A 14,130-nucleotide genomic window follows, 5' to 3' on the forward strand; every position below is an offset into this window, starting at 1 on the left:
GACCCCCTCCCCTGTTCCCGTTCCGGTCGAGAGTGCCCGTTCTGCCGGTCACTCTCGACCGGAACGGCCACTCTCACCGGCAACACGCCGCGGAAGACAAACATCCGGTTCCGCACCTTTGCGGTCTGCGGTCCACTATGTTGAAGCACACACACAATGAGGTGTCCGCGGCTAGGGGGTGTGGCCGCACGTCCCTCGGGCATGATCGGAAAGGTCCCAATGTCATCCAACGCATCTCCACAGAAGAAGGGGCTCGGCGACAGCGAGCACCTCAAGGCCCTCGGCTACGACGACTCGTTTCATCGGTCCATGTCGCTCTGGGCCAACCTCGCCCTCGGCTTCACCTATCTGTCCCCCCTCGTCGGCGTCTACTCACTCTTCGCGCTGGCTCTCAGCACGGGCGGGCCGCCCTCGATCTTCTGGCTCGTGATCGTGGGAACCGGCCAGCTGCTGGTGGCCCTCGTCTTCGGCGAAGTGGTGTCCCAATACCCGATCGCCGGCGGAATCTACCCCTGGACCCGGCGACTCTGGGGCAAGCGGTACGCCTGGATGGCCGCGTGGGTCTACGTCTGGGCCATGCTCGTCACCATCACCGCAGTCGCGGAGTTCGGCAGCGGCTTCCTCGCCAACCTGATCAACGCGCCCGTCACCAAGGAGGTCACCCTCGGCCTCTCGGTGCTGTTCCTCGTGGTGGCGTTCGCGTTCAACTTCTCGGGCACGAAGATGCTGTCCCGGGTCGCCCGGATCGGCCTCGCCGCCGAGCTGATCGGCGTAATTGGCCTCGGCCTGTACCTGCTCATCTTCCAGCGCAAGCAGGAGTTCAGCATCTTCTTCGACACGATGGGCGTCCAGGGCAACGACAGCTACGCCGCCGCCTTCCTCGGTGCGGCCCTCGCCGGCCTGTTCCTGTTCTACGGATTCGAGGCCTGCGGTGACGTTGCCGAGGAGGTGCCGGACCCCGCCAGGGGAATCCCCCGGGCCATGATCCTCACGATCCTGATCGGCGGAGTGTCCGCCCTCTTCTCGTTCGGCGGCTACGTGATGGCGGCGCCAGACCTCCAGGCCGTGGTCAACGGCACCGACATCGACCCGATTCCAGCGATCCTCGAGGCGACCCTCGGCACCGTCGGCGCCAAGCTCTTCCTCATCGTCGCCCTGACGGCATTCCTCTCCTGCGTGCTCAGCCTGCAGGCCGCGGCGAGCCGGCTGATGTTCGCCTTCGCCCGGGACGGGATGATCCCCGGCCACGCTTGGCTGGGCAAGGTGTCACCGCGCACCACCGTCCCGGTCAACGCGTTGATCGTGGCCTGCACGATCCCGCTGTTGCTCTGCCTGCTGATCTATGTGGGCGGCAGCACGCTGCTCACCCAGATCACCGCGTTCGCCGTGATCGGCATCTACGTCGCCTTCCAGATGGTGGTGCTCGCGGCCCTGCGGCAGAGGTTCAAGGGCTGGCGCCCCGCCGGGCCGTTCAACCTCGGACCGGTGGGCTTCGTCGTCAACGTCGTCGCACTGCTCTACGGGATCTTCGCCATGGTCCTGCTGGCCCGGCCGGGTTCGACCGGCGTCTTCCTCGACGACTGGATCGTGCTGATCGGCCTGGCCGTGGTGATGGGCAGCGGGCTGCTCTACCTGTTCATCGCCAAACCGCACAGCGCCTCGCACCAGCCGGAGGGCGATGCGATCGCAGTGGCCGCCATGCTCCGGGCACACCCGCAGAACGCCCACCGGAAGGACGCGCGTCCGACGACGTCGACGCAGTAGGCATCCGTTAACGACCGAAGGGCCCGTCTCGCGACGGGCCCTTCGTGCTGCGGCTGAAGCCGCGGTGGAACTGGCTAGATGCTGTTCACATCGAGCGGGATGCCGGGGCCGAACGTGGTCGACACGGCGCCCTTCATGATGTAGCGGCCCTTGGAAGAGCTCGGCTTGAGGCGGACGATCTCCTCGAGAGCGGCGCTGATGTTCTCGTTCAGCTGCTCAGCGGTGAAGGACGCCTTGCCGACGACGAACTGCACGTTGGCGTGCTTGTCGACGCGGAACGCGATCTTTCCACCCTTGATGTCGGACACGGCGCGCGCGACGTCAGGCGTCACGGTTCCGGTCTTCGGGTTCGGCATGAGACCACGCGGGCCGAGGACCTTACCCAGGCGACCGACCTTACCCATGAGCTCCGGGGTCGAGACGGCGGAGTCGAACGAGGTGTAGCCGGCGGCCACCTTCTCGATCAGCTCGTCGCCACCGACCTCGTCGGCGCCGGCAGCGATGGCTGCCTCGGCGGCCGGGCCGGTTGCGAAGACGATGACGCGGGCGGTGCGTCCGGTGCCGTGAGGAAGAATCACGGTACCGCGAACCATCTGGTCAGCCTTGCGGGGGTCAACGCCGAGCTTGAGGGCAACCTCAACGGTGGAGTTGAAGTTCGCGGAGCCGGTCTCGCGAGCCAGGGTGACTGCCTCGGTCGGGGTGTAGAGCTTGTCTGCGTCGATCTTCTCGGCCGCGGCCCGGTAGGCCTTTGACTTCTGTGCCATTTGAATCTCCTGTAAAACGAGTTGAGAGTGTGGTGCGAGCCTGGCTGGCTCTTCCACGTACTGCTGTGGCGGGATGCCGGTGGGTGTCGCTTAGGCCTCGACCGTGATACCCATGGAACGGGCGGTTCCGGCGATGATCTTCGCTGCTGCGTCGATGTCGTTGGCGTTGAGGTCAACCATCTTGGTCTCGGCGATTTCGCGGACCTGGGCCTTGGTGAGCTTCGCGACCTTGACGGTGTGCGGGGTGCCACTGCCCTTGGCGACGCCGGCCGCCTTCTTGATGAGCTCCGCTGCGGGCGGGGTCTTCAGGATGAAAGTGAATGAACGGTCGTCGTAGACGGTGATTTCCACCGGGATGACGTTGCCGCGCTGGGATTCCGTCTGAGCGTTGTACGCCTTGCAGAACTCCATGATGTTGACGCCGTGCTGGCCCAGTGCCGGCCCGATGGGCGGTGCGGGGTTGGCGGCGCCGGCCTTGATCTGAAGCTTGATCAGACCAGTTACCTTCTTCTTCGGTGCCATTGTTCTTCCTTACTTTGTGATGACGAGCAGCCAGGGGCCGCTCTCCCGGTAGCCCGGACGGGCCCCGGTGAATGTGAAGTATTTAGAGCTTGGTGACCTGGTCGAAGCTGAGCTCGACCGGGGTCTCGCGCTCGAAGAGGGACACCAGCACGATGAGCTTGCCGCTCTCCGCCTTGATCTCGCTGATCGATCCGGGCAGGCCCGCGAACGAGCCTTCCTTGATCGTGATGGTTTCGCCGATCTCGTAGTCGATCTCGGCCGGGAGGGCACGGGTCGGAACCTTGCCGCCGTGTCCGGCGCCGGTCTTGGCGGTGGGGACATCCTGGATCTCGACGAGGCTCTTCAGCATGCCGAAGGCTTCCTCGAAACGCAGCGGCGTCGGGTTGTGCGCGTTGCCGACGAATCCGGTGACGCCCGGCGTGTGACGCACCACGGACCAGCTGTCTTCGTTGAGGTCCATCCGCACGAGCACGTAGCCGGGGATACGGACGCGGGTGACCATCTTGCGCTGGCCGTTCTTGATCTCGACGACGTCTTCCATCGGAACCTCGACCTGGTAGATGAAATCTTCCATGGCCATCGACTGCTTGCGGTTCTCGATGTTCGACTTCACGCGGCGTTCGAAGCCGGCGTAGGAGTGGATGACGAACCACTTGCCCGGCTGGAAACGCAGTTCCTTGCGGAACTCTTCGTAGGGGTCTTCGGGGGTCTCGTCCTCGACGGGCGCGGCCTCTGCCTCTGCCTCTGCCTCTGCCGCGGCGTCGAGCTTCTCTTCGTCTTCGACGGCTTCGACGGAGGCCTCGGCCTCATCGGCGGAATCGATGTCGAGGGCGTCGTCGACGATCGCGTCGGCTTTGGGGTCCACCGACTCGGCGAGAGCATCCAGAGCGGCGTCGAGGTTGTCTTCGACTCCGACGTTCGGGTCGAACACGTGCAGGGCGACCTGCTCGGCGGCCTCTACCGACTCTTCTTCTTCGGCGAGGGTGTTGCCCTCCTGCGCTTCGTCCTCGTTGGAGGACTGCTCGGCAGCGGTGGCCCAGTCGACATCGTCGTGATTCGTCTCAGTCACTAAATCTCAATCCTTATCAATTGTCTGGGCACGAAAGCGTGACCCGTTCAGCGTTGCCATGAATCTGTGCGGTGACCGTGGGGTCACGGCGGCCTTAGCCGCCTGGCGTTCCGAACACGTAGGTCACGACGAGCGCGAACACCCAGTCGAGGCCGGAAACCAGGGCCATCATGATCGTCACGAATACCAGCACGACGCCCGTGTAGCTCAGAAGTTCCTTGCGAGTCGGCGTGACGACCTTGCGGAGTTCCGCCATGACCTGCTGGATGAACAGGGAGATCCGAGCGAAAGGGCTGCGCTTGGAATCGCGCGCCAATTTCGCGTTTGCGACGATTTCCTCACTGGGTTCGTCGACAACTTTTCGGGCCACCAGATACACCTTTCATGGGCCGACGGAATGCCACCGACTTGCAGGGCGGACAGGACTCGAACCTGCAACCTGCGGTTTTGGAGACCGCTGCTCTACCAATTGAGCCACCACCCTATGGAGCAAATCCAGATTACCTTGTTGCGCGCATCCGTGGAAACTGACCAAAAATAGGCGCAAGAAAGCATGGCGGAATTCAACTACCTCAATCAAGTCTAGGTCACTCGGCGGCCACTGTAAAGCCGAGGCCCCGCCCGGGGCCCACCCGCGGCCCTCGGAGCGCGGAATTGGCCGGGTTCGGCCCTTCGCCGGATCGGGGCGGCCCCGTATGCTCGAAGCGTGGCTCACGAACTCAAGCGAATCTCTACTCGAATCGGCTCCATTGCGGAGTCGGCGACCCTCAAGGTCGACGGCAAGGCCAAGGCGCTGCAGGCGGCCGGCCGGCCGGTGATCAGCTTCGCCGCGGGCGAACCGGACTTCCCGACCCCCGCGCACATCGTCGAGGCGGCCGCGGCGGCCGTGCTCGACCCGAAGAACTACCGGTACACCCCCGCGGCCGGGCTGCCGGACCTGCGCGAGGCGATCGCGGCCAAGACCCTCCGGGACAGCGGCCTGCAGGTCTCGCCCAGCCAGGTGGTCGTCACCAACGGCGGCAAGCAGGCCGTCTATCAGGCCTTCGCCACCCTGCTCGATCCGGGCGACGAGGTCATCGTGCCCACTCCCTACTGGACCACCTATCCGGAATCCATCCGGCTGGCCGGCGGCGTGCAGGTCGATGTCTTCGCGGGCAGCGACCAGAACTACCTCGTCACCGTCGAGCAGCTCGAGGCCGCCCGCACCCCGCGCACCAAGGTGCTCCTGTTCGTGTCACCGTCCAACCCCACCGGAGCCGTCTACTCCCCGGAGCAGACGAAGGCCATCGGCGACTGGGCCGAGGAACACGGCCTCTGGATCATCAGCGACGAGATCTACCAGAACCTCACCTATGACGGCGTGCGCGCCGTGTCGATCGTGGAGGCGGTTCCCGCGCTGGCGGACCGCACCATCCTGGTCAACGGCGTGGCCAAGACCTATGCCATGACCGGCTGGCGGCTCGGCTGGATGGTGGGCCCGCAGGACGCCATGAAGGCGGCGGCCAACCTGCAGTCGCACCTGTCCTCGAACGTCTCGAACATCTCCCAGCGCGCCGGGATCGCCGCCCTCACCGGGCCGCAGGATGCCGCGATCGCGATGCGGGAGGCCTTCGACCGCCGCCGCAAGGTCATCGTCGCCGAGCTGAACAAGATCCCCGGCATGGTCACGCCGACGCCGCAGGGCGCGTTCTACGTCTACCCCGACGTCTCCGGCCTGCTCGGTCGCACCTGGGGCGGCGTCACCCCGACGACGTCGCTGGAGCTCGCCGACCTCATTCTCGACCAGGTCGAGGTGGCCGCCGTGCCCGGAGAGGCCTTCGGCCCCAGCGGCTACCTGCGCTTCTCCTATGCGCTGAGCGACGCGGCCCTGCTCGAGGGCGTTCAGCGCCTGCAGCGCCTCTTCGCGTAGCGCGCCGCGGGCACCCTCCGTTCGCGCGTGCGCTCAAATGACCGCCATCGGTGAAACGATGACGGTCATTTGAGCGCACGCGGCGGCGATCCAGGGTCGCTATGAGGCGCTAGGCGAGGAACCCGGAATCCGTTCGTGCGCAGTGCTTCCTGTGGGCGGCGCGGCATGGGACCCTATTTCCATGGAACTTTCGCCCCCGGTCGTGCGCGTGCGCGACCTGCACAAGTCCTACGGCGACTTCAATGCCGTGCGCGGGATCAGTTTCGACATCGAGGCCGGTGAGACGTTCGCGCTCCTCGGACCGAACGGGGCCGGGAAGAGCACCGCGATCGAGATCCTCGAGGGCTACCGCGACCGCACCTCCGGCGAGGTGAGCGTGCTTGGCGTCGACCCGCAGCGCGGCGGCCTCGGCTGGAAATCGCGCCTGGGCATCGTGCTGCAGTCCAGCGGGGAGAGCGGCAACGTCACCGTCACAGAGCAACTCACCCACTTCGCCGGCCTCTACCCGCGGCCGCGCCGCGTCGCCGAGGTGATCGAGGCCGTCGGCCTGGAGCCGAAGGCGAAGACCCGCATCAGCAAGCTCTCCGGCGGCCAGCGTCGGCGCGTGGACGTGGCGCTGGGCATCATCGGCCGGCCCGAACTGTTGTTCCTGGACGAGCCCACCACGGGCTTCGACCCCGAGGCACGCCACCAGTTCTGGGACCTCGTGCGCCGGCTCAAGGCGGAGGGCACGACCATCCTGCTCACCACGCACTACCTCGACGAGGCCGCCCAGCTCGGCGACCGGGCGGGCGTGATCAACGACGGCCGGCTGATCGACATCGGTGCCATCGGCGAGATCGGCGGGGCGGATGCCCGGGTCCCCTTGGTGCGCTGGCGCGACGCTTCCGGCACGCTCCAGGAGAAACGCACGCAGGAACCGGCGCGGCTGGTGGCCGAACTCGCCGCGGCATCCGGTGGCGAACCCGGCAACCTCGAGGTGATCCGGCCCAGCCTGGAGGACATCTACCTCGGCCTGGTGCGCGGCAGCCGGCCGGCCTCCGGCACGACGGATGCGGCGGACGCCCTGGGGAACGACGCGGAGGTGCTCGCATGAGCCGGCTCGAGACGGACTCCGGCAGCACGACCCGAGCTGCGGCGAGCGCAGAGCGGCCAGGGTCTCGTGCGAGGTCGACGGCGAGGTCGAGGTCGAGCGCCGGGCTGGCGACGGTCCTGCGGGTCGGGCTTTCCCGCATCCGTTACGAGACCCGGATCTACTTCCGCACCACGGACAGCGTGTTCTTCACGTTCCTGTTCCCGTTCATCATGCTGGCCATCTTCACGGCCGCTTTCGGGTCGTCGGGCAATGTGGGCGCCGCGCCCGACGGCACCGGCGGCATCAGCGTGGGCGCGTATTACCTGCCCGGGATGCTCGCCGCCGGCATGCTGCTCTCGGGGGTGCAGAACCTCGCCGTCGACATCGCCGGGGAGAAGGGCGACGGCACCCTCAAACGGCTCGGCGGCACGCCGCTGTCGCCGCTGAGCTATTTCATCGGCAAGATCGGTCAGGTTCTGGTGACCGGTATCTTCCAGGCGGCGCTGCTGATCCTGGTCGCCCGGGTGCTGCTCGGCATCGACCTGCCGACCGAACCGGGGAAGTGGCTGACCTTCGCCTGGGTGTTCCTGTTCGGCGTCGTCACCTGCGCTTTCCTGGGCATCGCGCTCTCGGCGCTGCCCCGCTCGGGCAAGAGTGCCACCGCGGTGGTCATCCCGATCGTGCTGATCCTGCAGTTCATCTCCGGCGTCTACCTGCAGTTCTACCTGCTGCCGGACTGGATGCAGAACCTGGCCAGCGTGTTCCCGCTCAAGTGGATGGCTCAGGGCATGCGCGGCGTGTTCCTGCCGGACAGCTTCGCCAGTCTCGAGCAGAGCGGCGCCTGGGACTTCCCGCTGATCGCGCTCAACCTGGCGATCTGGCTGGTCGTCGGGCTCGTGCTCAGCCGGGTCACCTTCCGCTGGATCCGCAAGGACACCTAGCGCCGTTCCGCGCTGCGCGGTCGCGCTGCCGGGTCGCGCTGCGGGGTCGCGCTGCGGTGCAGCAATTCCCGGGCAGAACGAATTCGACGGAGATTTTGCCCGCATCGGGCCCGAAACACCGGAATCCCACTTTTTAGAGCAGAATCTCCGTCGAATTGGTAGGGCGCCGGACACCGTTTCCCGTTTGGGGCGAGACGGGCCGCCGGGCGAAGGACCGGGCTGGACGAAGCATCCGTCGCCGGCCGGGGGCATTGTCGGCCGGATCCACCGCGAGCAGACTGTCAGCATGACCGATGCCCCCGAGAGTTAGGCGACGACGGTGCCCGCCGGGGTGGCCGCCGCCGGGAGTGCCCGTGGCTCGTGGCGCGACCGCCGCCCCGAGGTCGGCTTCGCCGCGATCGTGCTGGGCCTGGCCCTCCTCGCCGGAGCCGTCGCGGCCGCCGTGATCTCCGGCGGCGTCTGGTCTGCCGCGGTGCCGGTCGTCGGCCTGTCCGTCGCACTCGGCGTGCTCGCCGTCGGGATCATCGTGCTGGGTATCCGCGGCAAGCAGAGCGGCGCCGTCGGCCGGTTCGCCTTTCTGGCGGCCGTGGTCCTGGTAGTCGTGGGCCTGTTCCCCGCCGGCACGCAGTTCTTCCCGGTCGGAGCCGCCACCTGGACCGTGAGCGCCGACGCCGCCGGCGCTCCCCCGGGCTACGCCGTGCTCTCCGGCCGGGCGACCATCGAGCTCTCGGCCCTCGACGCCGCCGCCGCGGAGGCGCGCACGATCGACGTCTGGATGGGGGTCGGCGTGACCGAGCTCGTCCTGCCGGACAACCGGTCCGTGCGCGTCGAGGCCAGCACCCTGGCCGGCGAGATCGATTACGTCGGCGAGAGAGCCGCGGTGCAGCAGGGCGGCATCTTCTTCCACGACGCGCGCACGTTCAACCCCGGCGACGCCCCGCCGGTCGCGCGCGTGCGCGTCTGGACCCTCCTCGGCCAGGTCTCGGTCGTCGGCGCCGACCCCGGGGGCCCCTGATGGTCACCCCGCACCCGGACGACCCCGCCGCGGCCGAGCCCGGTAACGACGAAGCCAGCAGCGGCGAGCCGCGCACGGACCCACCGGGCACGGGCGAGCGCACGGATGCCGCAGCGCCCGAACCCGACACCGACGCACTGTCCGAGACGGTCGCGCTGGAGCCCGCGGCGTCCGAGGCCGAGGTCTCCGACCTCACCGTGGCCCTGGCCCCCGCCCCCGACAGCGCGGCCACCGGACCTGCCGTTCCCGACGACCTGACCGTGGCGTTCACCCCGGTGCGCGACGGCGTGGAGCCCGACCGCGAGGCGCCCGAAGCCGGTGCGTCCGAGCCCTCCGACCTCACCGAGGCCTTCGCCCCCGGGCCCGATGCCACCAGGCCCGGAACCGGGCCCGGCACCGGCACCGACCCAGACGGTGCGCACACCATCGCGTCCCCGGGGCCGATCCCCGAATACCGGCTCGAGCGGTCCGGCACCGGAACCGGAACCGGAACCGGAACCGGCACCGCGGCCGACACGGCAGCGGACACGACGGGCGACACCGCGACGCTTCGTTATCTCCCGGCCGATCTCCCGGCCGCCAAGCCTGTCCGCCCGGCGACGGGGGCACCCGCCTACCCGGTCGCCGGTGGGCCGGGGTACCCCGCGGCAGCGGTGCCGGACGTGCCCGCGCAGCCGACGGCATCCGTGCGCCGCACTCGCCGGCCGCTCTTCGGCACCATCGTCTGGGGCGTGCTGCTGCTCGCCTTCGCCGCCTTCATGCTGATCGGGGTGCTGGCGCCCGCCCCCGCGGACCCGACCCTCCGGCTTCTCAGCGGTGTCGTCGCGATCGGACTGCTGCTCATCGTCGTCGGCATCGTCGTCGTGTTCCGCCGAGCCGACTGACCACCGACCCGGGGCCACCGGCCCGGGCTACAGGTCCAGACCGACCAGCACCGGCTCGGGCTGCAGGTTGACGCCGAACTCGGCCTGCACCCGGCCCAGCACGAGGCGGGCGAGTTGTGCGATCTCGTCGGCGGTCGCTCCCCCCGTGTTGGTCAGCGCGAGCGTGTGCTTGCTCGACACGGCGGCGCGCGAACCGGGCAGCCGGAAGCCGCGCGTGATGCCCGAGTTCTCGATCAGCCAGGCCGCGCTCAGCTTGACCAGCGGCACGACGGGCGTGCCCGGGATCGGTCCCACCCCGGCGTACTCGTCGAGCGGGATCACTCGGTCGGGCAGCTCCTGCTCGTTCAGCGGCCAGCGCGGGCATGCGGCCGGCAGGGTGCGCGAGAAGGCCAGCGACACGATCGGGTTGGTGAAGAACGAACCGGAACTGCGGGTGTCCGGGTCGGCCGGGTCGAGCACCATCCCCTTCGCCGCGCGCAGCCCCAGCACGGTCTCCCGCAGCGCGGTCAGCGGCACGCGGTCGCCCAACTGCACGCCGAGGGCCGTCGCGAGCTGCGCGTACGCAACCGGCCGACTGAGGGCGCTGCCGAGAACGGATGCCTCCGCCCGGGTGTCGTGCAGGTCCAGTTCCACCGCGACCACCAGGCCGCGGAGCCCCTGCTTGAGCACCGAGGTGCGATAGCCGAGTGCGAGCTCCGCCGCGGGCATCCGGCGCAGCTCATGGGTCTCGTAGTCCAGGAAGTCGATCGCCGCCAGGCTGCTGCCGAGCTCCTGCCCGTAGGCGCCGATGTTCTGCACCGGGGCCGCCCCGGTCGACCCGGGGATGCCGGACAGGGCCTCGATGCCGGCCCAGCCCTGCGCGACCGTGTAGGCCACCACCTCGTCCCACGGTTCGCCGGCCTGCACGCGCAGCCGCAGCCGCCCGGGCTCGGTCGAGGCCGAGGCCGACGCAGAAGCAGACGCCGGCTCAGAAGCAGAAGCAGGGTCGAGCACGCTGACCCCGCGGGTCAGCACCCGGATCACGGTGCCGTCGAAGCCCTCGTCGGCGACCACGGTGTTGGAGCCGCCGCCGAGCAGCATCCAATCGTCACCGGACGCCCACGCCTCGAGCGTCTGGTCGACCAGGTCCTGCTCGGTCGCCGGGGAGACCATCCGGGCCGGGGGGCCGCCCACGGCCATGGTGGTCAGCTGGGCGAAAGGAGGGGGTGCGAGCTCGGTCATCGGGCGCGGTCCGCTCAGACCAGGCTGACGCGGGCCTGCGCCTTGCCGAGCACAGTCACCTCGTTGGCCGACACGGCGAGGTCGATGCGGGCGATTCCGGCGGCCGGGTCGATGGCGCCGACCTTGGCCACCACGGTCACTTCGGCGCCGTCGACCGGATCCACCAGCACCGGGCGGGTGAACCGCACCTGGTAGTCGACGATGCGGCCGGGGTCGCCGGCCCAGTCGACGACCGGCTGCACGGCGAAGCCCATGGTGAGCATGCCATGGGCGAGCACCCCCGGCAGGCCGACGGAGACGGCGACGTCGTCACGGTAGTGAATGGGGTTGAAGTCCCCGGATGCTCCGGCGTAGCGCACCAGGGAATCGCGCGTCAACGGGAACGTGCCGGTGGCGACGACGTCGCCCACGGTCAGGTCGGCGAGAACGGGTGTTGCCTGGCTGGTCATTCGTCTCCCCTGACGACGAGGGTGGAGGTCGCGGTGACCACGTGGGCGCCGGCGGCGTCGACGACGCGCGATTCGGCCGTCACCATCGAGTGGCCGCCGAGGCTCTTGACGCTCGCCACCGTGAGGGTGGCGGTGAGCAGGTCGCCGGCCACGATCGGGCGGCTGAAGCTGAATCGCTGGTCGCCGTGCACGACCCGGCTGAAGTCGATTCCGGCATCCGGCTCGGCCAGAAGCTGCGCCAGCGTGGCCTCCTGCACGACCACGGCGAAGGTGGGCGGGGCGACGACGTCGGCGTAGCCCGCGGCGCGCGCGGCTTCCGGGTCGAGGTTGATCGGACTGGTGGCGAAGACGGCGCGGGCGAACTCGCGCACCTTCTCCCGGCCGACAAGGTAGGGGGCGACGGGCGGGAAGACCCGGCCCTGCAGTTCGGGGTTGACAGACACAGGAGGAGCTTACCTTTTCGCACCCGGCACGGATCGGGCAGACTGGCTGATGTGGAATTCAAGCGCGTACGCTTCACCGACCAGGAGGTGGCCCCGCTCCTCGCCGACCTCCGCCGCGAGTACGACGAGCGTTACGGCGACGGCGACTCCGTGCACGACGTTCCGGGCGGGGCGTTCGAGCCGCCGACGGGCGGCTTCCTGGTGCTGCTCGACGGGGGCGCCACGGTGGCGGGCGGCGGCATCCGTCGGCTCGACGACACGACCGGCGAGGTGAAACGGATGTGGACCAACCCGGCCTACCGCCGGCAGGGCCACGCCTCGGCCGTGCTCGCCGCCCTCGAGGAACTGGCCCGCGAACTCGGCTACCGGCAGCTGCGCCTGGAGACCGGGCACGCGCAGCCGGAGGCCCTCTCGCTGTACCGCCGCCTCGGCTACCGGGAGATCGGCAACTACGGCATCTACGAGCGCGCGCACGGGTTCGAACGCACCCTCACGACCGGCGACGACCTCACCTGAGTTGCGGCCTGAGGGCCGGCCGGGGCGCCGGTATTGGCCAGCGCCACGGGCGCTTGATACCGTAGTCATGCCATGCATAACAAATTAGAGCCTCACCCCGACCTTCCCATCGACCTGCCCACGGCCGAACGCATCCATGCGGCCGTCGCGCACTATGGCGAACAAACGGTCATCGACAACTCGATCGCGCTCCTCCGCGCCAAGAACGCGGGCAAGGACTTCCTGCTCTACGCCGGCGGACGCCACGCCCTGGGCATCCTCGAAGGCGCCCCCGCCCTCTACTGGCCCGAGCTCTGGGGCGCCCGCGCGCTGCTCTACGTCTGGAGCGACGGCGCCGCGCCGTACATCGTCGTCGGCCTGAACAACCAGGCCTGGCGGGTGCGCGAGATGTGCGCGAAGGTCATCCTGCTCCGCGGCCTCGAGGTCGCCCCCAAGCTCGTGCGCCTGACCACCGATGAGGTGTCGCGCGTGCGCGCCGCCGCCCTCCACGCGCTGGCCGCCCAGGGCACCGAGGACCACCTCGCCACGATCGTGCAGCGCCTGCGCGACCCCGACAAAGAGGTGCGTCGTGCGGCCCAGCAGGCCCGGGACGTGCTCAACGCACGGTTCAGCCTGACCGCGGACTCCACCCAGGGCGTCGAACAGACCCACGGCACCAAGCACAGCCACCCGAGCGAGTAGTTCGGCCGCCCGGCGGGCACACCGCGCCGGCACAATCTGCACCGCAACGGGGGACCGGATGTTTCAGCGCTACGTCGCCATCGGCGACAGCTTCACCGAGGGCGTCGGCGACGACCTGCCGGGCGGGCAGGTGCGCGGCTGGGCCGACCTCGTCGCGCTCGGCCTGGCCGCGGCATCCGAGGCCCCCGTGTCCTACGCGAACCTCGCCGTGCGGGGCCGGCTGCTCGGCCCGATCGTCGCCGAGCAGCTCGAGCCGGCCCTCGCGCTCGGCCCGGACCTGATCAGCATCTGCGGCGGCGGCAACGATGTGATGCGCCCCCGGGTCGAGATCTCCTACGTGGTCGGCCTGCTGCAGCAGGCCGTCGACCGCGCCCTCGACGAGGGCGTGCACGTGCTCGTGCTCAGCGGCGGCAATCCGTCGCACCACCTGCCGCTCGGCAACCTGATGCGCCAGCGCGGCGACCGGCTGGCCGACGCCGCGCGCGCCGCGTTCGACCGGCCGGGCGTCACCCTGGTCGACAACTGGGTCGACACCGAGCTCGAGCACAAGCGGTTCTGGTCCGTCGACAAACTGCACCTGAACGCCCTCGGGCACACCCGGGTGGCGACGAACGTGCTGGCCGAGCTCGGCGTCCCGGTTCCGGTGGAGTGGCTGGATGCGCCGGCCGCGTCCGCCGAGCACGTGCAGGGCACGGCGGCGTACTACCGCGAGTTCGTGCTGCCGTGGATCGGCCGCCGCCTCACCGGGCGCTCCTCCGGCGACGGCCGCCCGCCGAAGCGCCCCGCCCTGGAGCCGGTCGACGCCGACTGAGGGGTCCCGCCCCACGCAGCCGCCACGCGCCCCGCCGCGCCCGCCCGTCGCGACGCGCCCACCCGG

General features: G+C 69.3%; 16 protein-coding genes and 1 tRNA gene. 9 read left to right on the forward strand and 8 right to left on the reverse strand.

Annotated features, from left to right (window positions below; translation table 11 throughout):
- Positions 1-219: 219 nt before the first annotated feature.
- Positions 220-1,764, forward strand: coding sequence for an APC family permease (locus E3O49_RS07760; protein ID WP_134451298.1), 1,545 nt, complete (start codon positions 220-222; stop codon positions 1,762-1,764).
- Between the two features lie 74 nt (positions 1,765-1,838).
- On the opposite strand, the gene rplA is transcribed toward E3O49_RS07760, so the two are convergent.
- The 5 genes from rplA to E3O49_RS07785 form a co-directional block, all read right to left on the reverse strand.
- Complete coding sequence (gene rplA, locus E3O49_RS07765) at positions 1,839-2,528, reverse strand: 50S ribosomal protein L1 (protein ID WP_134365692.1); 690 nt, start codon at positions 2,526-2,528, stop codon at positions 1,839-1,841.
- A gap of 90 nt (positions 2,529-2,618) precedes the next feature.
- The gene (rplK, locus tag E3O49_RS07770; protein WP_134365693.1) at positions 2,619-3,050 is read right to left on the reverse strand and encodes a 50S ribosomal protein L11; all 432 of its coding nucleotides are present in this window, start codon (positions 3,048-3,050) and stop codon (positions 2,619-2,621) included.
- Positions 3,051-3,132: 82 nt separating this feature from the next.
- Positions 3,133-4,119 carry a transcription termination/antitermination protein NusG gene (gene nusG / locus E3O49_RS07775; protein WP_134365694.1) on the reverse strand — a complete coding sequence of 329 codons (987 nt, stop codon included), beginning with the start codon at positions 4,117-4,119 and terminating at the stop codon, positions 3,133-3,135.
- A gap of 94 nt (positions 4,120-4,213) precedes the next feature.
- A complete protein-coding gene (gene secE / locus E3O49_RS07780) occupies positions 4,214-4,489 on the reverse strand; it encodes a preprotein translocase subunit SecE (protein WP_134365695.1) in 276 nt (91 codons plus the stop codon).
- Between the two features lie 41 nt (positions 4,490-4,530).
- A tRNA-Trp gene (locus tag E3O49_RS07785) sits at positions 4,531-4,603 on the reverse strand.
- Between the two features lie 222 nt (positions 4,604-4,825).
- On the opposite strand from E3O49_RS07785, the gene E3O49_RS07790 reads away from it, so the two are divergent.
- The 5 genes from E3O49_RS07790 (at position 4,826) to E3O49_RS07810 (ending at position 9,943) form a co-directional block, all read left to right on the forward strand.
- Positions 4,826-6,028, forward strand: coding sequence for a pyridoxal phosphate-dependent aminotransferase (locus E3O49_RS07790; protein WP_134365696.1), 1,203 nt, complete (start codon positions 4,826-4,828; stop codon positions 6,026-6,028).
- A 181-nt stretch (positions 6,029-6,209) separates the two neighbouring features.
- On the forward strand, positions 6,210-7,124 hold the full coding sequence (locus E3O49_RS07795; RefSeq protein WP_134365697.1) for an ABC transporter ATP-binding protein: 915 nt from the start codon (positions 6,210-6,212) through the stop codon (positions 7,122-7,124).
- The gene (locus tag E3O49_RS07800) at positions 7,121-8,044 is read left to right on the forward strand and encodes an ABC transporter permease (protein ID WP_134365698.1); all 924 of its coding nucleotides are present in this window, start codon (positions 7,121-7,123) and stop codon (positions 8,042-8,044) included. The genes E3O49_RS07795 and E3O49_RS07800 overlap by 4 nt, the downstream gene beginning before the upstream one ends.
- A 319-nt stretch (positions 8,045-8,363) precedes the next feature.
- Positions 8,364-9,059: a hypothetical protein gene (locus E3O49_RS07805; RefSeq protein ID WP_134365699.1), complete on the forward strand. Its 696-nt coding sequence runs from the start codon at positions 8,364-8,366 to the stop codon at positions 9,057-9,059.
- A complete protein-coding gene (locus E3O49_RS07810; RefSeq protein ID WP_134365700.1) occupies positions 9,059-9,943 on the forward strand; it encodes a hypothetical protein in 885 nt (294 codons plus the stop codon). The genes E3O49_RS07805 and E3O49_RS07810 overlap by 1 nt, the downstream gene beginning before the upstream one ends.
- Before the next feature lie 27 nt (positions 9,944-9,970).
- Here E3O49_RS07810 and E3O49_RS07815 read toward each other — a convergent pair whose 3' ends face one another.
- The 3 genes from E3O49_RS07815 to E3O49_RS07825 are packed head-to-tail and all read right to left on the reverse strand — an operon-like array spanning position 9,971 to position 12,056.
- A complete protein-coding gene (locus E3O49_RS07815) occupies positions 9,971-11,164 on the reverse strand; it encodes a UDP-N-acetylmuramate dehydrogenase (protein WP_134451300.1) in 1,194 nt (397 codons plus the stop codon).
- A gap of 14 nt (positions 11,165-11,178) precedes the next feature.
- Entirely contained in the window at positions 11,179-11,613 is a 435-nt protein-coding gene (locus E3O49_RS07820) for a MaoC family dehydratase (RefSeq protein WP_134365702.1), read from the reverse strand.
- On the reverse strand, positions 11,610-12,056 hold the full coding sequence (locus E3O49_RS07825) for a MaoC family dehydratase N-terminal domain-containing protein (RefSeq protein WP_134365703.1): 447 nt from the start codon (positions 12,054-12,056) through the stop codon (positions 11,610-11,612). Before E3O49_RS07825 ends, E3O49_RS07820 begins: the two co-directional genes overlap by 4 nt.
- 51 nt (positions 12,057-12,107) lie before the next feature.
- Between E3O49_RS07825 and E3O49_RS07830 the strand changes: the two genes are divergently transcribed.
- The 3 genes from E3O49_RS07830 to E3O49_RS07840 all read left to right on the forward strand — a co-directional run bounded on the left by E3O49_RS07830 (position 12,108) and on the right by E3O49_RS07840 (position 14,064).
- Complete coding sequence (locus E3O49_RS07830; protein ID WP_198415964.1) at positions 12,108-12,572, forward strand: GNAT family N-acetyltransferase; 465 nt, start codon at positions 12,108-12,110, stop codon at positions 12,570-12,572.
- Between the two features lie 72 nt (positions 12,573-12,644).
- Positions 12,645-13,253 carry a HEAT repeat domain-containing protein gene (locus E3O49_RS07835; RefSeq protein WP_134365704.1) on the forward strand — a complete coding sequence of 203 codons (609 nt, stop codon included), beginning with the start codon at positions 12,645-12,647 and terminating at the stop codon, positions 13,251-13,253.
- Positions 13,254-13,311: 58 nt separating this feature from the next.
- A complete protein-coding gene (locus E3O49_RS07840) occupies positions 13,312-14,064 on the forward strand; it encodes an SGNH/GDSL hydrolase family protein (RefSeq protein WP_134365705.1) in 753 nt (250 codons plus the stop codon).
- Positions 14,065-14,130 lie beyond the last annotated feature (66 nt).

Source organism: Cryobacterium shii (genome assembly GCF_004402595.1).
Lineage (GTDB): Bacteria > Actinomycetota > Actinomycetes > Actinomycetales > Microbacteriaceae > Cryobacterium > Cryobacterium shii.